Consider the following 19,038-nt stretch of genomic DNA (forward strand, 5'->3'; position numbering starts at 1 on the left):
GGTCACTCTCGGTTCAGGCCGGCGGCGTCGAGCACCCAGGCGTAGTTGAACGCCCGTTCGTGCCAGGCGCTGTACCGACCGGAAACGCCGCCGTGGCCGGCCGACATTTCGGTCTTCAGCAGGGCATCCGCTCCCACTTCGCGCAGCTTGGCCACCCATTTGGCCGGCTCGACGTAGAGCACCCGGGTATCGTTCAGGCTGGTCACGGCCAGAATTGCCGGATAGGCCACGGCCCGAACATTCTCGACGGGGGAGTAGGACTTCATATAGGCGTACACCTCGGCGTCGTGCAGCGGGTCGCCCCATTCGTCCCACTCGATCACGGTAAGCGGGAGGGACGGGTCGAGAATCGAGGTGAGGGCGTCGACGAACGGAACCTCGGCGAGAATGCCGGAGAACAGCTCGGGTGCGAGGTTGGCGACGGCGCCCATGAGCAGTCCGCCGGCGCTTCCGCCCTCGGCGACCAGCTGGCCGGGGGTGGTGAAGCCCGCGTCGATGAGGTGCCGGGCGCAGCTGACGAAGTCGGTGAAGGTATTGCGCTTGGTCGTCGTCTTGCCGTTTTCATACCAGGTGCGGCCGAGCTCGCCGCCGCCGCGCACGTGCGCGATGGCGAAGATCATGCCGCGGTCGAGCAGGCTGAGCCGGGCGATGCCGAACCCGGGGTCGATGCTGTGCTCGTAGGAGCCGTAGCCGTAGAGCAGGGTCGGAGTCGGGGTGCCGGGCGTGACGAGGTCGGGGCGGTAGACCAGCGAGATGGGCACGCGGGTGCCGTCGTCGGCGGTGGCCCATTCGCGGCGTTGTTCGTAGAGTGTGGCGTCGTAGCCGCCGAGCACGGGCTGTTGCTTGAGCAGGCGGCGCTCGCCCGTCGCAACGACGAGATCGTACACCGTTGAGGGGGTGACGAAGCTCGTGAAACCGAACCGCAGGGTGGGCTGGGTCCACTCCGGGTTGCCGGCCGAACCGACGGCGAACAGGGGCTCGTCGAAGTCAAGCTCGGTCAGTCCGCTCGCGTCGTGGCGGTCGATGGCGAGCCGGGTGAGGCCGTCCCGGCGATATTCCACGACGAGAAAGTCGGCGAAGGCGTCGACGCTTTCGAGGCGGATCTCGGGGTCGTGGGGCAGCAGCATCCGCTTAACGCCCTGCGGGTCTTCGGCTGCTACGCTGACCAGCTCGAAGTTCACTGCATTGCCGCCGTTGTGCACGATCAGCAGGCGGTCTTCGCCATCGATGACGGCGTGCTCGACGTCGTATTCCGTGTTGTCTTGCCGTGGCCAGACCACGGTGAACTCGCCGGTCGGGTCGCTCGCATTGAGCACCCAGGACTCGGTGGTGACGCTCGACCCGGCCTCGATCATGAGGAACTTGCGGCTGCGGGTGATGCCGACGCCCACCCAGAATCGTTCGTCGGGTTCGTGAAAGATGCTGGCATCAGTGTCTCGGGCGGTGCCGATTTCATGCCGCCACACGGTGTCGGGGCGCCAGGCATCGTCGACGGTTGTGTAGAACAGGTAGCGTCCGCTCGGGTCGAACAGAGCACCGGCGCTGGTGTTTTCGATCGTGTCCGTGAGGTTTTCGCCGGTTGCGATGGTGCGCACCCGAATCGTGTAGCGTTCGTCGCCCTCCACGTCGACGGCATAGAGCAGCTGGGTGCCGTCATTGCTCAGGTCGAAGCTGCCGAGCGAGAAGAACTCGTGGCCTTCGGCTTCAACGTTGTCGTCGAGCAGAATCTGCTCGCCGGGCACACCCTGGTGGGCGTCACCGAGTATCGGCGCGGCCCAGTCATCCGGGCCGCTGATCGGTGCTCGACAGTGGATGCCGTATTCCTGACCCTCGACGGTGCGGGTGTAGTACCAGAAGGTGCCGCGGCGCACCGGAACGCTGAGGTCGGTTTCCTGGGTGCGGTTCTTGATCTCGTTGAAGATCTGCTGCCGGAGTGGCTCCTGATTGGCGGTGCGGGCCTCTGTGTAGCTGTTCTCGGCCTCGAGGTGGGCGATGACCTCGGGGCTGTCCTTGTCGCGCAGCCACTCGTAGTCGTCGATATAGACGTCGTTGTGGTGTTCGCGGCGGTGCGGCTTCTTGGCGGCGAGGGGAGCGGCGACGGGAGGGGTGATCGGGCCAGAGGTCATCCCCCCAGCGTAGTTTGCGTTCACGGATTGGGCCGGGTAGGTCCGACATCGTCAAAGTTTTTGCGTCGCCGGGGTTGACGTGCCCGTCCGCATTCGCTATTTTTGGTTTACGGTAAACCGTTTTCAGTTAGCGAATTAGGAGTCAAAGATGACGCAGGTGTCTTTCGTCAATGGGCGCAGTCCGGTGCCCCAGACGCTCGCGCTTGGCCTCCATGTCGTTTCTCAATTGCGGCACGCGATCGTTGCCGGTGAAATTCCGCCGAATACGCACCTCGTGGAGTCGCAGCTGTCGATTCGTTTCGACGTGAGTCGCGGCCCGATTCGGGACGCTCTGCGTCAACTGGAGGCCGAAGGGCTGGTGGAGAGCCACCGCCGCGGCGTTTTCGCGGTCGGCTTGCGCTCCTCGGACGTCGACGAGCTCTACATGCTGCGCGAACTGCTCGAGGTCAAGGCGCTCGAACTCGCCCACGCGCAGTCGACGGACGGCGAGTGGGATCTCGTCGAACGCAACCTCGACGCGATGAAGGATCGAGTACTAGCGCAGGACTCACTCGGCTTCGCACGGGCCGACCTCAGCTTTCACTCCGCCTTCTACTCGGTGGCCGGCGGCAAACGTCTCGAGAGCATGTGGAAGCAGTACGAGCCCACCTTCGCGGTGATGCTCGAATTGACCAACGCTGAAGACCGCGATCTCGGTCCCACCTACCAGGATCACGTCGACCTGTACACCACGCTGCGAAACGGCGATCTCACAACGGCCGTAGGCATGCTCCGGACGCACCTGCAGGGATCCCGCGACCGCCTGACCCAAGCCTTCAACCGACTGCACGGCGAGTCCTAGACCTTTTCATCCGCACCACGCACCGTTTCCAACAAGGAAGTTGAAAAAATGACAATGCCCCGCACCCTCAAGCTGACCGGCGTTCTTGCGGCCGCAGCCCTCACCCTCGCTGGCTGTGCCAGCAGCGACAACGCGAGCGATGACGTCGCCGCGTATCCCGAGGGGGATATCACCTTCATCGTGCAGGCTGCAGCCGGCGGCGGATCTGACCTCACCTCACGCGCGCTGGCCGCGGGGTTGGAAAAGGAACTCGGAGTGTCGGTCATTGTGGAGAACCGCCCGGGCGCCTCAGGCTCGACAGCCATGCAGTACATGGCCGACGCCGATCCCGACGGATACACCATCGGTTTCGTGCCGGTAGAAATTTCGATGCTCGGCCACCAGGGGTTCGACATCGACCCGGCAAACTATGACTTCCTGGGCCAGATCATGCTCGCCCCCGGCGTGATCTCGGTTCCGAATGACAGCCCCTTCGAGACCCTCGACGATCTGGTTGAGGCCGCCCAGTCGGGTGCGGTGAACATGGCAAATTCCGGCCCAGGCTCGATCTGGGAAGCGGCCGAACTCGGCCTCGCCGAACTCACCGGTGCCCAGATCGTTCCCGTGCCGTTCGATGGTGGCGCCCCTGCCGTTGCCGCTGTCATGGGCAATCAGGTAGACGGCGCCGTCGGCGGAACCGCAGAAACGGCCGCCGCTCACAATGGTGGACAGCTTCGCGCCCTCGCCGTGCTGCACGACGAACGTCACCCGCTGATGCCCGACGTTCCCACTGCGACGGAGCTCGGCTACGACCTCGAATTCGGTGGCTGGGGCGGCGTGTACGCGCCGGCTGGACTGCCGGACGAGGTTCGTGAAGCCCTCGAGACCGTGATCGCCAGTTCAGCCCAGTCGGACACGTTTGTGGACACGATCACCACCGGTGGGTCGCTGGCCGTCTACAAGTCAGCGGATGACTTCACCACGTTTGTCGCCGACGAGTACACACGGTTCAGCACGCTCCTGCAGGCCAACTAGTCATGACGCCCAGTCCGTCCACGCTCCCCGCGCTGGTTCCCGAGGAAACCAGCCAGGCTCCAGCCTCGCGCTGGCTTGAAATCGCTGTCGCAGTGACCGCGGTCATCCTCACCGGCACCGTGCTTCTGCTCGCCAGGAGCATCGAAATGCGGGTCGATATCGCGGGGATGAACCCGCGATCGTGGCCCACCTTTCTGGGCGGACTGGGATTGGCGCTGTCGTTGATCCTGCTCATCACGGCGATTGCAAAATCTCCTGCACCACGGGATGAAATCGAACCCGCTACTCGCACGGGCTGGTTCAAGCTGCTTCTGACCGTTGCCGCAACGATCGCGTTCATCGTGGTTTGGCCGCTTCTTGGCTTTGTGGTCACCGCGCCCGTGTTCATCGCGCTGGTGACGGCGATCGCCGGCGGGCGAGGCATCCGTTCATTGCTGATCTACCCGGTCATTATGGCCGCCGTTATTTATGCTCTGTTCAACCTTCTTCTGAAAGTGCCACTATGAATACCCTGGAAGCCGGGCTCAGCGCGGTCGTCGATCCGGTCACTCTGCTGTGCTTGCTGATCGGTCTGATCGTTGGAACCCTCGTCGGCGTCTTTCCGGGCGTCACCGGTTCGATGGCCGTCGCGCTGGCCGCCGGGTTCACGCTCACCCTCGAACCCGTGCAGGGGCTCGCGGTGTTGCTGAGCATTTACGTCGGAGCCAATTATGGTGACCGCATTCCGGCGATTCTGGTCAACACTCCCGGCACCCCAGCGGCGATTGCCACCACTTTCGACGGCTATCCCATGGCGAAGCAGGGTAAAGCCGGGCTCGCCCTCGTCGTGTCCGCCGTCGCATCGACCGTGGGAATTCTCATCTCGATGGTGGTCTTCATCATCGCAGCGCAGCCGGTGGCGAAACTTGCCCTCAACTTCGGCCCGCCGGAGATGTTCGCTCTCGTGGTGTTCGGCCTCACCATCATGATCTCCATCTCCTCGAAGTCGATCGTGAAGGGAGTGCTCGCCGGTGCCGTCGGTCTCACCCTCGGCGCTATCGGGCGCGACCCGATTACCGGGGACCAGCGGTTCACCTTCGGTCTCAACGACCTTTCGGGCGGGCTCGATTTCATCGCCGTCATCATCGGCCTGTTCGGTATCGCAGAATTGTTCGACCAGTTGCTCACGCACCGCACGCACAAGACCAAACCCATCTCTTCCCTTGGTCGCTGGTGGCCGACCAAAAAGGAATACAAGCAAATGGGCAAGCCGCTGGCCCTGGGCACTGGTCTCGGCATCTTCGTTGGCATTGTTCCCGCTGCGGGCGGCGACATCGCCGGTCTCATCGGCTGGGACCGCGCCCGCGCGGTCTCGAAAGAGAAGGAGAAGTTCGGCAAGGGCTCGATCGAGGGCATCACGGCCGCAGACGGCGCTTCCAGCGCGACCCTCGGTGGCTCACTCATCACGACAATGGCGTTGGGTATCCCCGGTGACTCCGTGATGGCCGTCATGATCGGTTCCATGATCATCTGGGGGCTGCAGCCGGGGCCGCAGCTGTTTACCAACAACCCCGACCTCGTGGTCTCGATCGCTGCAATCATGATCTTCGCAACCATTGTTTCCCTGTTGATTAGCCTGGTCCGGATGCGCGGCATGGTGAAGCTGATGGACCTCCCCAACCACTACATCTGGTCGGCGATTCTCATCTTCTGCCTGGTCGGTACCTACACCGTGACGAACAACATCTACACGGTCATCGTCATGCTCATCTCCGGTGTCATCGGTCTGATCATGAAACGCACCGGATTTCCGGCCGGACCGGTTGTGCTCGGCCTGCTGCTCGGCCCGCTCGCTGAGGCCAATCTGCGCCGCGCACTACTCATCGACGGTCCGACAGTGTTCTTCACCGAGCCGATTTCGCTCGTCATGCTCATACTGGCGTTCCTGGCGCTGGTCGTTCCGATGATCGCCAAGGTTCGAAGCGGCCGGAAGGGCGGCGACACCGGTTCCCTCGAGGAGCGTCTGGCTCAGCGCACCCAACGCGAAGCGGCCGGCAAGGTGACCGATCTCAAATGAGCTCTGCGACGATCACTACCGGAGTCGCCCGCGCCTGGGTTTTTCCGCCCGACGACAGCGGCCGCCAGCGTCATGCTTCCACCAGCCTCGCGGTCGATGAGCGTTTGCTCTGCGCGTGGTTCGCGGGTACCGAGGAGGGCACGCCGGACAACCGAATCTACGTGGCTACCCGCACCGCCGACGGAACGTGGAACGCACCGTACGCAATCGCGAGCACCGAGGCCATCGCCCATTGGAATCCGGTGCTCGCCCACGCCCCCAACGGTGAAATCTGGCTCTTCTTCAAACGTGGACACCGCATATCCTCCTGGAAAACCTGGGTCTGCACGAGTGCCGACGGTGGTGGTAGCTGGACGGATGCCCGTGAGCTGGTCCCCGGGGACGCCCGCCCGCGTGGCCCGGTCAAGAATCCGCCGGTGCTCACGGATGACGGGGTGTGGCTTGCGCCGGGATCGACTGAGACCTGGAACGCCACCGGAGCGGTGTGGGAGAGCTTCGTTGACAGTTCCTCCGACGGCGGCCTGACCTGGCACCAGGTCGGTATCCCCTTCGACCGCTCGCACCTCTCCGGTGCCGGAATCATTCAGCCAGCGCTCTGGACCGATGAACGCACGCTCGGTGTGCTCCTGCGCTCCTCCGAGGGCTGCGCCTACGTCTCCTTCTCGACCGACAACGGCCGCACCTTCTCCCCAGCGCAGCCGAGCACGCTCCCCAACAGCAACAGCGGTCTCACGGTCGCGGTGCTGCCCAGCGGGCTGTTAGCCGCCGTGCACAATCCCGGGGGGACAAGCTGGGGGAGCCGGTGCCCGCTGTCCGTATCCGTCTCGTCCGACGGGCGCGACTGGAACACCGTGGCCGTCGTGGAAGACGGGCGTACGCCGTTGGGCGCGTTCTCGCCGAACCTGCCCGAAGAGTCCGCCACCGGTTTCGAACCCCGGGACGAGGGTGTGCGCACCGACGGCCGAGGGGAATACTCCTACCCTGCTGCGGTCGTGGTCGGCGACGAGCTCATCGTCACCTACACCTGGCAACGCCGAGGCATAGTCTGCGCTGCCATCCCCCTGAATTTGCTCACCCGTCCAGAATCACATCGAAAGGCCATCTCATGACCGTACAAATTATCAGCGCCCTGCCCGTCTCATTCAGCGCGGACGGAACGATTGAATGGGATACCTTTGACGCCCTGCTCACCCGCGTCGCCCCACACGTGCACGCCGCCCTCATCGCCGGAACGACCGGAGAATTTCCGTCGCTGGACGACGACGAACGTCAGGAGGCCTTTCGTCGCGCCTGCCTGATTCTCGGCACGGAGCGTGTGATTGCCCATATCGGGCACGCGAGCCTGCACCAGGTGGTGCGCATCGGCCGGGCCGCCGCGCAACTCGGCATCACTCGAATGGCCACACTCAGCCCGTACTACCTGCCAGCCGACGACGCCGCAGTAATCGACTTCTACCGCGGCGTGACGAGCGCCCTGCCCGGAATCGAGCACTACGTCTATCTCTTCCCCGAGCGCACCGGCATCGTCGTCTCGCCCGAAACCTTTGGCGAGATCATGGCTTTGCCCGGGGTGCGTGGCGCGAAGCTCTCCGGCGCGGCCACCGAGTTGCTTGTCCCCTACATCGCGCAGCTTCAGCCCGGTCAGGAACTCTACTCTGGCGACGATTCAACCCTTCCGCTCGTGCTAGCCGAGGGTGGCACCGGCGTCGTATCCGGCGTCTCGGCGGCCTACCCGGAAACCTTCGCCCGCCTCGCTGCGGCCCTCGACGAGGCCGTCGACGGAACCGAGGCGGCCCGTCTGCAGCAGACGGTCGTCGCACTGGTCCAGCTGACCGGACCATCGATCATCCGTTTGAAGGCAGCCGTGTCGGCCAACGTTCCGGGAACCTGGGAGTCCCGCATGTCGATGGCCGCAATTGACGATTCGCTGCGTCAGGATCTGCTCGCCGCCGCCTCGAGCAACGCCTGAATCGAGCGGATGATCATGACCAGCTACGCATTCCCCGTCGCCCTCACGCGGCCCGCACTCCTCGAAAAGACCGTCTATATCGTGGCCAGCGGTGACCTGCGACTGAGCGCTAATACGGCCGGATGGTCGACGCAGCGGCAGCTCGAAGCCGATTTCACCGGTGCCGTCGAGCGCTTTGGCTATGCTGTGCACCGCGCGCACGACGTGAACACGGCGACCGGCCACGGCTTCATCGACAGCCAGCGTGCCGGGCTCGACGTGTTCCGGAACATTCCGCTGGACGCCCCGCTCGTGGTCGTTGACGCCGTTTGGCAGTACAGCCACCATGTGCTCGCGGGTCTGCGGTCGCATCGCGGTCCCATTCTGGCCGTGGCCAACTGGGCTGGCGATTTTCCCGGACTCGTCGGTCTCTTGAATCTCACCGGGTCGCTGACCAAGGCCGACATTGCCTATTCGTCGCTGTGGAGCAAGGATTTCAGTGATGCTTGGGCTGTCGACAAGGTCGGTGAGTGGCTGGATACTGGCAGTATCCGCCATGATCTCAGCCACGTTCGCGATCTCGGTGCGCTGCCCAACACCGAGGAAGTGCGACTCGGCCGCAGCCTAGCTCGGCAGCTTCGCGACGAGAAGGCCATCATCGGGGTATTCGATGAAGGTTGCATGGGCATGTACAACGCGATCATCGACGACGAGCTTCTGAATCCGCTCGGTATCTACAAGGAGCGACTCTCGCAGTCGGCCCTGTTGGCTGAAATGTACACGGTGACGGATGCCGAGGCCCAGGCCGTTCGCCGTTGGCTCGACGAGGTAGGGTTCACCTTTCACTTCGGTCCCGACGACGCTGCGGACCTCACCGAAGCCCAGGTTCACGATCAGATGAAAATGTACGTCGCCGCGATGCGAATCGCTGACGATTTTGGGGCCGACGCCATTGGCATCCAATACCAGCAGGGGCTCAAAGATATGGTTCCGGCCTCGGATCTGGTTGAAGGGCTGCTCAACAACGTGCAGCGACCACCCGTGTACTCGCGGGATGGCTCACGCGAACTGTACGCCGGGGCAGCGCTTCCGCACTTCAACGAGGTCGACGAAGGCGTCGCCGTTGACGCCCTGGTCACGAACCGCATCTGGTCTGCAATGGGGCTCGATCCGGCGAATACCCTGCATGACATCCGGTGGGGCGAGCAGTATGGCGATGAATTCGTCTGGGTATTCGAGATTTCCGGCGCCGTGCCGGCCTCCCACAACGGCGGCTACGACAAATCCTGTGGCCGACGCCAGCCTGCAGTGTTCTTCCCCAAGGGCGGCTCGACGCTGTCCGGCACGTCCAAGCCGGGTGAGATTGTCTGGTCGCGCGTTTTCATCATGGACCAGGTGCTCCACGTCGACCTCGGGCGCGGGCACGTCGCTGACCTGCCGGAGAAGGAGACGCAACGCCGCCTCGAGGCGACCGACAAACAATGGCCGATCATGCACGCCGTGCTTCACGGAGTCTCGCGTGACCAGCTCATGGCCCGGCACAAGGCCAACCACCTGCAGGTCGTCTATGCGCCCGACGCTGATATTGCCGACCGAGCGCTCGCCGCGAAAGCAGCACTGTTTGCCGAACTGGGCGTGCTGGTGCATCTCTGCGGCGACGTCAACCTCTAGGAGCACTCACATGGCGAACGTAGTGCTTGGTGTCGACATCGGCACGTCGAGCAGTAAAGGTGTTTTGGTCGATCTCTCGGGACAGGTGCTGCAGAGCGAAACGCGCGAGCATCAGGTCGATCGACCTCAGCCCGGGTGGGTCGAAATGGATGCCGCGGTGTGGTGGCAGGAATTTGTGGCGATCAGCCGGGCGCTGATCGGGGTGGACGACACGGTGATCGCTGTCGGCGTCAGCGGCATGGGACCGTGCGTGTTGCTCACCGACGCCACCAGCACGCCGCTGCGTCCTGCCATCTTGTATGGCGTCGATACCCGGGCCACCCGGCAGATCGCCCAGCTGACCGAACAGTTGGGCGGGGATTCTGCAATTTTGGAGCGCTGCGGATCGGTGCTGTCGACGCAGGCAGTGGGACCGAAACTGGCTTGGGTCGCCGAGAATGAACCCGAAATAGCGGATGCTGCCCGCCGGCTCTTCATGCCGGCCTCCTGGCTGGCCTTCCAACTGACCGGGCAGTATGTGCTCGATCACCACTCCGCGAGCCAGTGCACCCCGCTCTACGACACCATCGCTCAGCAGTGGTATCGGCCCTGGGCGGAGCACATTGCACCGCAACTGGAGTTACCGCCGCTGTCGTGGCCGTCGGAACCTGTCGGAACGGTGACCGCGGCGGCTGCCGCGTTGACCGGACTGCCCGAGGGCATCCCGGTAATCACAGGCACCATCGACGCGTGGTCGGAAGCGGTGAGCGTAGGCGCGCAGACACCGGGCGACCTCATGCTGATGTACGGCACGACAATGTTTTTGGTGCACACCACGGTCGACCGCATTGACGTGCCCGAACTGTGGGGAACAGTGGGTGCCTACCCTGGAACCCGATCGCTCGCCGGCGGTATGGCAACGTCCGGGGCGATCACGGCCTGGCTGAAGGGCCTGTTCGGTGCCGTCGACTATCCGATTCTGCTGGCGGAGGCTGAGCAGTCCGGTGCCGGCGCTCACGGACTGGTGATGCTGCCCTACTTTGCGGGCGAGCGCACACCGATTGCCGATCCCGAAGCCCGCGGCGTCATTGCCGGCCTCACGCTCACGCACACCCGCGGCGACCTGTACCGTGCAGCCCTGGAAGCGACCGCCATGGGAGTGCGGCACAATATCGAGATGATGGAGCAGGCCGGAGCGACGATCTCCCGGCTGGTGGCTGTCGGTGGCGGCACCCAGGGTGGATTGTGGACCCAGATTGTCTCCGACGTGACCGGTCGTCGTCAGGTCGTGCCGTCACAGACGATCGGTGCAAGTTTCGGGGCGGCGTTCCTCGCCGCACAGTCCGTGCGGGGTGAGGCGGCGGTGTCGATCGAGGCGTGGAATCCGCCCAACATCACGGTGACACCACGCCCGGAGCTGAGGGAAAGCTACGACGAACTGTACGAGATGTATCTGGAGTTGTATCCGGCAACCCGCACGCTGCAGCACGCGCTGGCGCGACGTCAGCGCGGGCTCGTGGAGTCATCCCGGTGAGATCGCTCAGCGGCGTTCGACGCGGGCAACCGCGAGCTGCCCCACTCCGTGGAGGGGGACGGGGGCTGCGGTATCGACCTCGTCGAGGCGAACAGCATCGAACATTGCCAGTGGCTGGCCACCGAGCGTGAAGCTACCTCCCACGATCACCACGACGACGCTCTCGCCCGGCCCGGCAGCGACCGAACAACTGCCGGCCACCGGGTACGATTCCAGTGTGCCGCTGCAGCGGTCTCGCCGGGTCATCAAATTCAGGTCGAGCGTCGGCCGCGTCACGCCGAAGGAAGCTACCTCGTTTTCGCCGGCGAAGGTGTGCGACTCGAACGCGCCGAGGCGCACGAGTCGACCCGCATCAACCAGATCCAGTCCCTGCTCGGACAGCGCCAGCAGACACCGGTCCACCCCGCCAAAGGTTGAGAACGGAGCATCGGAATCTACCGTCGCGATACTGAGCCGCCAGTCGAAATCGCCGTCGCCGGGCGAGACCAGAATCTCGCTGGTGACCCCGGCCCCGTTGCGCCAGGGCACGTCGACGCGGTCGGCCACCCGCAGAATCTCAGTGCTCAACGCGCACCCCTCGGCGCCAGACCGAAGCGGTCAACGGCACTCCGGGGCGGTAGGCCAGGTGGGAAATCGACGGAGCATTCAGAACCTGCAGGTCGGCGCGGCCGCCGACAAACAGGGAGCCGACGGCATCCGCTCCCTGGTCGCGGCCGAGCGACCGGGCTGCTCCACGGGTTGCCGCCCAAACAGCCTCACCGACGGTCAGACCCATCTGCAGCACGGCGGTCGCCACACAGAACGGCATCGACGTCGTGTACGAGGTGCCAGGATTGCAGTTGGTCGCGAGGGCGATGCTCACGCCGGCGTCGAGCAGCCGGCGGGCCGGCGGGAACGGCTGCCGGGTCGACAGATCGCAGGCCGGAAGCAGCGTGGCGACCGTGGTCGATGCGGCCAGCGCGTCGATATCGGCCGGCTCCAGGTAGTTGCAGTGGTCAACACTGTGAGCGCCCAGCTCGGCGGCGAGCCGCACACCACCGCTGAATCCCAGCTGGTTGCCGTGCACCCGCAATCCCAGGCCAGCGGCCCGGCCGACCAGCAGCACCTCGCGGGTCTCTTCGACGTCGAATGCGCCCTGCTCACAGAACGCATCAATGAACTGCACGTAGGGAAGCACAGCCGAGAGCATCGGCCCGGTCACGAGGTCGAGGTAGTCCCGACGGTCCATGTCGGGGGGCACGATGTGGGCACCGAGAAAGGTCACGACATCGGCCACCTGGGCGGCGGCCCGCGCCGAACGAGCCTCACTTGCGACATCGAGCCCGTAGCCGGTCTTCGTTTCGAGAAAGGTGGTGCCCTGGGCTTCCGCCTCGCGGCGCAGGCCGCGCGCCGTGGCCATGAGCTCGCCCTCGCTCGCAGCACGCGTCGCCGCGACGGTCGTGTTGATGCCGCCGGCGGCGTAGGCCTGGCCCGCCATGCGGGCTTCGAACTCGGCCGAGCGGTCCCCGCCGAACACGAGATGGGTGTGCGTGTCGACCCAGCCGGGCAGAACCGCGCGGCCACCGACATCCGTTTGACGATCGGCGGCGGGTGCCTGGGCGGCCGGGCCGATCCAGAGAATGTGGCCGTCACCGATCACCAGAGCCGCGTCGTGCCGGCGCTCGCCGGAGTCATCGTGCGTGGTCAGCTCGCCGATGCCCGTGATCAACTCGGTCATCTGCCGAGCCTAGTGAGCGCAGCGGCCATGAGTGTTGCCGGCCGCTCGCCGCCAACCAGCTGACCGCACTCGGCGACCAGGCGCCCGCCGACGAACACGCGCAGCACGTCGGAGGCCGTCGCGGTCAGCGGCAATTGCTCCGGCAACGACCCGACCGTGCGCACGCCGGTCGTGCTGATCTCGACGAGATCGCACGGGTCGCCGACTTGCAGCCGGTGGCGGCCGAGCCCGAGGGTGGCATAGCCGGCGGTCGACGCCGCGTTCAGCAACTCGGCCGGGGTGAACCGTCCGCGCTGATGGGAGGCGAGCCGTTCGCCCATTTCGAGGCCGCGCATCTCCAGCAACGGGTCGATGACCGCGTTCTGATCGGAGCCGAGCGCGATCGGGGCACCCGCTGCGGCCAGCGCGAGCGCCGGCCCGATGCCGTCGCCGAGGTCAGCTTCGGTGGTCGGGCACATGACGACGCTCACCCCGGCGTCGCCGAGAAGTGCACGGTCGTCGTCGCTGAGATGGGTCGCGTGCACCACGCTCAGGCGCGGCGCGAGTGCCCCGAGCGAAGCGAGCAGGCCGGCCGGGGTCATTCTGTACGCGGCCAGGCAGTCCGCGTTCTCCCGCGGCTGCTCGGAGAGGTGAATGTGCAGGGGAATCTCGCCGGGCAGCCCGGCGAGTACCTCGCGCATCGCGTCGGGCGTGACCGCGCGCACCGAGTGCAGGGCCGCTCCGAGTGTTACCAGCTCGTCTCCGGCCAGCTGATCACGAAGCGCGTGCCAGCGGGCCAGCCAGCCGGCGGCACTGCCATCGCCAAACGCTCGCTGCTGGGGTGCCAGCTCCCGACCAATGCCACCCTGCAGGTAGACGGTGTCGAGCAGCACCAAACGGATGCCGACGGCCCGCGCCGCCGCCGCAAGCGCCAGTTCCATGGCGTGCTCGGTGTCATACGGCGTTCCATCGAAGTGATGATGCACATAGTGAAACTCGCCGACCGCCGTGTAGCCGCTGACGAGCATCTCGGCGAACACAGCTGTGGCCAGCGCCTGATACTTGACGGGGTCGAGCTGGGCGGCGACCCGGTACATCCGCTCCCGCCAGAGCCAGAAATCGCCGCCCTCCCCGTGGGTCTGGCCGCGCAGTGCGCGGTGAAAAGTATGCGAGTGCGCATTGCCAAACCCGGGCACGATCGTACCCAAACGGATGTCCGCCGCCTCCGCCGCAGCCCCCGGCTGAACCCGCGCGATGCGTCCGTCTGCGCCAGCCTCCAGCCGCACCCCCGCGACTGCCCGGCCGTCGACCAGCAGGTACTCGCACCAGAATGCGTTCACAGTAGTTCTCTCAGCAGCAGTTCCAAAGCGTCGACGCCGGCGACACAGTCCGCGACCTCGGCGAATTCCTCCGGCGCGTGCGAGATGCCGGTGGGGTTGCGCACGAACAACATCGCGCTCGGCACCCGGGCGGCGAGCACGCCGGCGTCGTGGCCGGCCCCGGTGGCCAGTTCTGGCACCTGACCGAGGGCCTGCGCAAACCGCTCGCGCAACCCGGGGTGAAACTGCACCGCTCCAGCCCAGGATTCCTCGGTGAGGGTGGCGGAGCATCCGTTGTGCGCGGCAGCCTGCTGGGCGCTGGCGGCAATGTCGGCCACGAGCAGGCGGGTTTCCTCGTCGGTCTCGGCGCGGGCGTCAAGCCAGGCGTCGACGCGGCTCGCGATGACGTTGGTGCCGCCCGGGATCGCTTCGATGCGGCCGATCGTCGCGCGGGTGCCCGGGCGACCCAGGGCTGCGGTCTGCACGCCGACGATGGCTGCGGCGGTGGCGACCATCGGGTCGCGGCGCTCGGCCATGGTGGTAGCACCGGCGTGGTTCCCCTGGCCGGTAACGGTGAGTCGCCAGCGTCCGTGAGCGAGAATCGACGACGCCACGGCCACGGGCTGGCCGAGATCGATCAAGCCGCGGCCCTGCTCAACGTGCAGTTCGATGAACAACCCGATGCGGGCGAGCGCATCGCGGTCGACGCCGAGGTGCGCCGGGTCGACACCGACAGTTCGGGCGGCCTCCGCGAGCGTGACGCCGTCACGGTCGGTGAGCGCTCGGGCCTGGTCGGCGTCGATCGCGCCGGCCAACAGCCTGGAGCCGAGGCAGGCGACGCCGAAGCGGGAGCCTTCTTCTTCGGCGAACATCAAAATGGCGCACGGCCTCGACGCCACGAATCCGCTCGCCTGCAGCCGAGCGATGGCCTCCAGTGAGGAGACCACGCCGAGCGGACCGTCGTAGGCGCCGCCGCCGGGAACCGAGTCGAGGTGGCTGCCGGTGACGACGGCATCCGTTCCGGGCTGGCCCCACCACGCCCAGAGGTTACCGTTGCGGTCGGTTTCGACATCGAGGCCGAGGCGTTCGGCGCGCTCGACAAACCAGGAGCGCAGCTCGAGGTCGGCCGCCTGCCAGAGGTGGCGAGAGTAGCCGCTGCGGCGGGAATCGCGGCCGACCTCCGCGATTTCGGCGAGGCCCGCCAGCATGCTCACTCTTCCCACATGGGCACGCGCAGGCCGCGGTCGCGGGCCACTTCTTCGGCCCGTTCGTAACCCGCATCCACGTGACGCATCACGCCGGTGCCGGGGTCGTTGGTGAGCACGCGCTCGATCTTCTCGGCGGCCAGCGCGGTGCCGTCGGCGACGATGACCTGCCCGGCATGGATGCTGCGGCCGATTCCCACGCCGCCACCGTGGTGAATCGACACCCAGGTTGCGCCGGACGCGGTGTTGAGCAGCGCGTTCAGCAGCGGCCAGTCAGCGATCGCGTCTGACCCGTCCTTCATACCCTCGGTCTCGCGGTAGGGCGAGGCGACCGATCCGGAGTCGAGGTGGTCGCGACCGATCACGATCGGCGCACTGAGCTCGCCGGAGGCGACCATCTCGTTGAATTTCAGCCCGGCCAGGTGACGTTCCTTGTAGCCGAGCCAGCAGATGCGGGCCGGCAGGCCTTCGAACTGCACCTTCTCTTCGGCCTTGGTGATCCAGCGGTGCAACCCGGCGTCGTCGGGGAAAAGTTCGAGGATGGCCTTGTCGGTGGCCGCGATGTCGGCGGGGTCGCCGGAGAGCGCCACCCAACGGAACGGCCCCTTGCCCTCGGCGAACAGCGGGCGGATGTAGGCCGGCACGAATCCCGGAAATTCGAAAGCCCGCGCGTAACCGCCGAGCTGCGCCTCGGCCCGAATGGAGTTGCCGTAATCGAAGACTTCGGCGCCGGCATCCTGAAATTCGACCATGGCCTGCACCTGCTTGGCCATTGCAGCTCGGGCGCGCACGGTGAACTCTTCGGGGCTCTCGGCCGCGTAGGCGCGCCATTCTTCAACCGTCACGCCCTCGGGCAGGTAGGAGAGCGGGTCGTGCGCGCTGGTCTGGTCGGTCACGATATCGATCGGCACTTTGCGGGCGAGCAATTCGGCGAACACGGTCGCGGCATTGCCGACCAGACCCACCGACAGGGCCCGGCGTTCGGTCTTGGCCGCGAGCACCCGGGCGATGGCGTCGTCGATGTCGTCGGTCATTTCGTCGAGATAACCGTGATCGACGCGGCGCTGCAACCGGGCCGGGTCAACGTCGACAATGAGCACGACGCCGTCGTTCATGGTGACGGCGAGCGGCTGCGCGCCGCCCATGCCGCCGGCCCCGCCGGTGAGGGTCAGCGTGCCCGCCAGGGTGCCGTTGAACTTCTTGGTGGCCACGGCGCCGAAGGTTTCGTAAGTACCCTGCAGAATGCCCTGGGTGCCGATGTAGATCCACGATCCAGCGGTCATCTGCCCGTACATGGTGAGCCCCAGGTGCTCGAGTCGGCGAAACTCCGGCCAGGTGGCCCAGTCGCCGACGAGGTTGGAATTGGCGATCAGCACCCGCGGCGCCCATTCGTGGGTGCGAAACACGCCGACCGGTTTGCCCGACTGCACCAGTAGCGTTTCGTCCTTTTCCAGCGTTTCGAGGGTACGCACGATCGCGTCGTAGCACTCCCAGTTGCGGGCGGCTTTGCCGGTTCCGCCGTAGACGACGAGGTCGTCGGGGCGCTCGGCAACCTCGGGGTCGAGGTTGTTCATGAGCATGCGCAGCGGGCCTTCGGTCTGCCAGCTCTTCGCGGTCAGTTCGGTGCCGCGGGCGGCGCGAACGGGGCGTGCGGTGTGGGTGGTCGTCATGTGAATCTCCCTTGATTACAGAATTAGACGGATGCTTCGGCGCGGTACAGCGCGCTGCTTTCAGTGAGCAGAACCCGCGCCATGTGCTCGATGCTGGACGGGGTGACTCGGTAGCTGGGAACGACCACGCTCAGGGCTCCGACGACGCGCTCACCCACCCGGATGGGTACGGCTATGGCGGTGACGTCCTGTTCGACGCCGTCGCTGACGACGCAGTATCCGCTGTCGCCGGTCGCACCGGCGAGCACGCGGCCCGAAGCGCTCGACTCCAGGGGAAAGCGACGGCCGACCCAGTTCGCGTGTCGCACCGAGTGGGTGCCTTCGACGATGGCAATGTAGAGCCCCTGACCGGCGGCGGCCGCAACACTCAGATACACGGATTCAGCGGTCTCTCCAACTATGCGGTTCATCGGTTCTCGGCACACGGCGACGAGCGATTCCTGACTGAGCGCGAGTACACCGAGCCGAACGATGGCCGTGCCGGGCCGATAGAGTCCGGCATCGTCCCGCCGCACAAACGACGTCGATTCGAGAGTTCGCAGCAACCGCAACGCAGTGCTCGGCGACAGGTCTGCGGCCTTGGCCGCGTCGCCGAGGGTGACCGAACCGCCCTCGCAGACCACGCTCAGCAGTGTCAGGGCGCGCTCCGCCGTGCGGGTTGTACTGTCGGCCTTCTCCATCGCGCTCGTCCCTTCAAGTGCACTCAGTAAAACACTGATTTCACTAGACGGCAAGGCCGATCACGATGGTCGAATCCAGCTCCTCGCTCCGAATGATGCGCGGGAGCAGGCCGAAGCGGGTGAAGATCTCGGCGGTCCGCGGTGCTTGACGCTGCCCGGTTTCAACGAGCAGGCATCCGCTGGGGGAGAGCCACGGCGCCGGATCCGCAGCAGAGATCGACGACGAGCGCGTCGCGCGGGCAGAGCGCGAGGGCCTGCGTCACCAGAAACTCGGTACGCCGCCGAGGAACGAATACTTCCGGATCGACCAGAATGCGCAGGCCGCAGAACTCGGCCCAGCCGAGAATCTGCTCGAGCGGCAATCCGTCCACGCGCCGGGCAACCATGGCGGCGAGATCGCCCGGCGACTGGGCGACCGACAGCAGCAGGGCCGCCTCCTCGTCGGCGAAGACGCAGCCGGCGGCGCGCAGCTGGGCAGTGATAGAAGCCAGGTGGGGCGCGGGCATGGGACGTCTCCTGTCGAAGCCGAGCAGGGGCATCCTACGCCCGGGTCTTGAAGGCTGGGCGAAGCGTGATTACCCTAAAAGTATGTGCCGAAACATTCATGTCCTGAGTAATTTTGAGCCTGCCGCGACCGACGACGAGGTGCACGCGGCCGCGCTGCAATACGTGCGCAAGATCAGCGGCGGGGCGCATCCGTCGAAGGCGAACGCCGAGGCGTTCGACCGCGCGGTGCACGAGATCGCGCACATTTCCCGTCATCTGCTCGAAGATCTGGTGATCTCCGCGCCACCGAAGAACCGTGAAATCGAGGCGGAGAAGGCCAAAGCGCGCTCCCAGAAGCGGTTTGCTGCCGCCTAGAGGGTGCGCCATTCCGCATAGAACACCATGATGGCCGCCACAACGCTGGCAGCCACACCGAAGACCAGACCGAAGGCAATGGTGATTCCGGCGTAGGCTCCGTCGTCCACCAGGGAGAGCACTCCGGCCACCACCACTGACAACAGCACCACGCCCAGGGTCGCGCCGACTGCGGCTACCGAGGTGCGCACCCGCCGCGATTTCGTGAGGTGCCGATCGACCAGGGCCACGGTGGCCAGACCGCCCAGCAGCGCCACCGCCGCGATGACCGCGCCGATCACGCCGTAGTTCGCCATGGAACGCACGACAAACCAGAACCGAAATTCGGTTTCCCCGCTGCCGGCATTGGTCATGACGATCGCCACGACCGCCGCGAGAAGAAACCCCACGAACGGTGCGAACACCGCGATGCGCCAGTAACGCCGAATAATCATGTGC

At 65.7% G+C, this 19,038-nt stretch carries 18 protein-coding genes; 9 read left to right on the forward strand and 9 right to left on the reverse strand.

All coding sequences use genetic code 11. The annotated features are described in order from the left end of the window. Positions 1 to 2: 2 nt before the first annotated feature. Positions 3 to 2,126: a S9 family peptidase gene (locus CXY78_RS06435; protein ID WP_104088656.1), complete on the reverse strand. Its 2,124-nt coding sequence runs from the start codon at positions 2,124 to 2,126 to the stop codon at positions 3 to 5. Positions 2,127 to 2,274: 148 nt separating this feature from the next. On the opposite strand from CXY78_RS06435, the gene CXY78_RS06440 reads away from it, so the two are divergent. From CXY78_RS06440 to CXY78_RS06475, 8 genes are all read left to right on the forward strand, one after another. Beyond that, a complete protein-coding gene (locus tag CXY78_RS06440) occupies positions 2,275 to 2,967 on the forward strand; it encodes a GntR family transcriptional regulator (protein ID WP_104088657.1) in 693 nt (230 codons plus the stop codon). Positions 2,968 to 3,015: 48 nt separating this feature from the next. Next, the gene (locus CXY78_RS06445) at positions 3,016 to 3,981 is read left to right on the forward strand and encodes a tripartite tricarboxylate transporter substrate binding protein (RefSeq protein WP_104088659.1); all 966 of its coding nucleotides are present in this window, start codon (positions 3,016 to 3,018) and stop codon (positions 3,979 to 3,981) included. 92 nt (positions 3,982 to 4,073) lie between these two features. After that, on the forward strand, positions 4,074 to 4,487 hold the full coding sequence (locus CXY78_RS06450) for a tripartite tricarboxylate transporter TctB family protein (RefSeq protein WP_158253284.1): 414 nt from the start codon (positions 4,074 to 4,076) through the stop codon (positions 4,485 to 4,487). Next, positions 4,484 to 6,037 carry a tripartite tricarboxylate transporter permease gene (locus CXY78_RS06455; RefSeq protein WP_104088662.1) on the forward strand — a complete coding sequence of 518 codons (1,554 nt, stop codon included), beginning with the start codon at positions 4,484 to 4,486 and terminating at the stop codon, positions 6,035 to 6,037. The genes CXY78_RS06450 and CXY78_RS06455 overlap by 4 nt, the downstream gene beginning before the upstream one ends. Further along, positions 6,034 to 7,146, forward strand: a complete 1,113-nt coding sequence (locus CXY78_RS06460) for a sialidase family protein (protein ID WP_104088663.1) — start codon at positions 6,034 to 6,036, stop codon at positions 7,144 to 7,146. The genes CXY78_RS06455 and CXY78_RS06460 overlap by 4 nt, the downstream gene beginning before the upstream one ends. Continuing rightward, on the forward strand, positions 7,143 to 8,006 hold the full coding sequence (locus CXY78_RS06465; RefSeq protein WP_104088665.1) for a dihydrodipicolinate synthase family protein: 864 nt from the start codon (positions 7,143 to 7,145) through the stop codon (positions 8,004 to 8,006). The genes CXY78_RS06460 and CXY78_RS06465 overlap by 4 nt, the downstream gene beginning before the upstream one ends. 15 nt (positions 8,007 to 8,021) lie before the next feature. Further along, positions 8,022 to 9,656 carry a fucose isomerase gene (locus CXY78_RS06470; RefSeq protein WP_104088888.1) on the forward strand — a complete coding sequence of 545 codons (1,635 nt, stop codon included), beginning with the start codon at positions 8,022 to 8,024 and terminating at the stop codon, positions 9,654 to 9,656. Between the two features lie 10 nt (positions 9,657 to 9,666). After that, positions 9,667 to 11,169 carry an FGGY-family carbohydrate kinase gene (locus tag CXY78_RS06475; protein ID WP_104088667.1) on the forward strand — a complete coding sequence of 501 codons (1,503 nt, stop codon included), beginning with the start codon at positions 9,667 to 9,669 and terminating at the stop codon, positions 11,167 to 11,169. Positions 11,170 to 11,175: 6 nt separating this feature from the next. Here CXY78_RS06475 and CXY78_RS06480 read toward each other — a convergent pair whose 3' ends face one another. The 7 genes from CXY78_RS06480 to CXY78_RS06510 form a co-directional block, all read right to left on the reverse strand. Continuing rightward, positions 11,176 to 11,736: a HutD family protein gene (locus CXY78_RS06480; protein ID WP_104088668.1), complete on the reverse strand. Its 561-nt coding sequence runs from the start codon at positions 11,734 to 11,736 to the stop codon at positions 11,176 to 11,178. After that, a complete protein-coding gene (gene hutI, locus CXY78_RS06485) occupies positions 11,726 to 12,886 on the reverse strand; it encodes an imidazolonepropionase (RefSeq protein ID WP_104088670.1) in 1,161 nt (386 codons plus the stop codon). The genes CXY78_RS06480 and hutI overlap by 11 nt, the downstream gene beginning before the upstream one ends. Further along, positions 12,883 to 14,205, reverse strand: coding sequence for a formimidoylglutamate deiminase (locus CXY78_RS06490; protein ID WP_104088671.1), 1,323 nt, complete (start codon positions 14,203 to 14,205; stop codon positions 12,883 to 12,885). Before CXY78_RS06490 ends, hutI begins: the two co-directional genes overlap by 4 nt. Next, positions 14,202 to 15,392 carry an allantoate amidohydrolase gene (locus CXY78_RS06495; RefSeq protein WP_104088673.1) on the reverse strand — a complete coding sequence of 397 codons (1,191 nt, stop codon included), beginning with the start codon at positions 15,390 to 15,392 and terminating at the stop codon, positions 14,202 to 14,204. The genes CXY78_RS06490 and CXY78_RS06495 overlap by 4 nt, the downstream gene beginning before the upstream one ends. A gap of 2 nt (positions 15,393 to 15,394) precedes the next feature. Then, positions 15,395 to 17,059 (reverse strand): urocanate hydratase, encoded by a 1,665-nt coding sequence (gene hutU / locus CXY78_RS06500; RefSeq protein WP_104088674.1) that lies wholly within the window; start codon positions 17,057 to 17,059, stop codon positions 15,395 to 15,397. Positions 17,060 to 17,082: 23 nt separating this feature from the next. Continuing rightward, positions 17,083 to 17,739, reverse strand: a complete 657-nt coding sequence (locus CXY78_RS06505; protein ID WP_092340836.1) for an IclR family transcriptional regulator — start codon at positions 17,737 to 17,739, stop codon at positions 17,083 to 17,085. Between the two features lie 161 nt (positions 17,740 to 17,900). After that, positions 17,901 to 18,245 (reverse strand): hypothetical protein, encoded by a 345-nt coding sequence (locus CXY78_RS06510; protein ID WP_369827264.1) that lies wholly within the window; start codon positions 18,243 to 18,245, stop codon positions 17,901 to 17,903. Positions 18,246 to 18,327: 82 nt separating this feature from the next. Here CXY78_RS06510 and CXY78_RS06515 point away from each other — a divergent pair, with 82 nt between their 5' ends. Then, entirely contained in the window at positions 18,328 to 18,600 is a 273-nt protein-coding gene (locus CXY78_RS06515) for a DUF2277 domain-containing protein (RefSeq protein WP_104088676.1), read from the forward strand. Here CXY78_RS06515 and CXY78_RS06520 read toward each other — a convergent pair. Further along, positions 18,597 to 19,034 carry a hypothetical protein gene (locus tag CXY78_RS06520; protein WP_104088677.1) on the reverse strand — a complete coding sequence of 146 codons (438 nt, stop codon included), beginning with the start codon at positions 19,032 to 19,034 and terminating at the stop codon, positions 18,597 to 18,599. The two genes, CXY78_RS06515 and CXY78_RS06520, sit on opposite strands and share 4 nt — an antisense overlap. Between the last annotated feature and the right edge of the window lie 4 nt (positions 19,035 to 19,038).

It is taken from the genome of Cryobacterium sp. N19, assembly GCF_002929595.1.
In the GTDB taxonomy this organism is placed as follows: Bacteria; Actinomycetota; Actinomycetes; order Actinomycetales; family Microbacteriaceae; genus Cryobacterium; species Cryobacterium flavum.

Bases quoted from the DNA above. Each gene is read 5' to 3' on its own strand.
- CXY78_RS06435 (WP_104088656.1), bottom strand. From the start codon at position 2,126: ATGACCTCTGGCCCGATCACCCCTCCCGTCGCCGCTCCCCTCGCCGCC.
- CXY78_RS06440 (WP_104088657.1), top strand. From the start codon at position 2,275: ATGACGCAGGTGTCTTTCGTCAATGGGCGCAGTCCGGTGCCCCAGACG.
- CXY78_RS06445 (WP_104088659.1), top strand. From the start codon at position 3,016: ATGACAATGCCCCGCACCCTCAAGCTGACCGGCGTTCTTGCGGCCGCA.
- CXY78_RS06455 (WP_104088662.1), top strand. From the start codon at position 4,484: ATGAATACCCTGGAAGCCGGGCTCAGCGCGGTCGTCGATCCGGTCACT.
- CXY78_RS06460 (WP_104088663.1), top strand. From the start codon at position 6,034: ATGAGCTCTGCGACGATCACTACCGGAGTCGCCCGCGCCTGGGTTTTT.
- CXY78_RS06465 (WP_104088665.1), top strand. From the start codon at position 7,143: ATGACCGTACAAATTATCAGCGCCCTGCCCGTCTCATTCAGCGCGGAC.
- CXY78_RS06470 (WP_104088888.1), top strand. From the start codon at position 8,022: ATGACCAGCTACGCATTCCCCGTCGCCCTCACGCGGCCCGCACTCCTC.
- CXY78_RS06475 (WP_104088667.1), top strand. From the start codon at position 9,667: ATGGCGAACGTAGTGCTTGGTGTCGACATCGGCACGTCGAGCAGTAAA.
- hutI (WP_104088670.1), bottom strand. From the start codon at position 12,886: ATGACCGAGTTGATCACGGGCATCGGCGAGCTGACCACGCACGATGAC.
- CXY78_RS06495 (WP_104088673.1), bottom strand. From the start codon at position 15,392: ATGCTGGCGGGCCTCGCCGAAATCGCGGAGGTCGGCCGCGATTCCCGC.
- hutU (WP_104088674.1), bottom strand. From the start codon at position 17,059: ATGACGACCACCCACACCGCACGCCCCGTTCGCGCCGCCCGCGGCACC.
- CXY78_RS06505 (WP_092340836.1), bottom strand. From the start codon at position 17,739: ATGGAGAAGGCCGACAGTACAACCCGCACGGCGGAGCGCGCCCTGACA.
- CXY78_RS06510 (WP_369827264.1), bottom strand. From the start codon at position 18,245: ATGCCCGCGCCCCACCTGGCTTCTATCACTGCCCAGCTGCGCGCCGCC.
- CXY78_RS06515 (WP_104088676.1), top strand. From the start codon at position 18,328: ATGTGCCGAAACATTCATGTCCTGAGTAATTTTGAGCCTGCCGCGACC.
- CXY78_RS06520 (WP_104088677.1), bottom strand. From the start codon at position 19,034: ATGATTATTCGGCGTTACTGGCGCATCGCGGTGTTCGCACCGTTCGTG.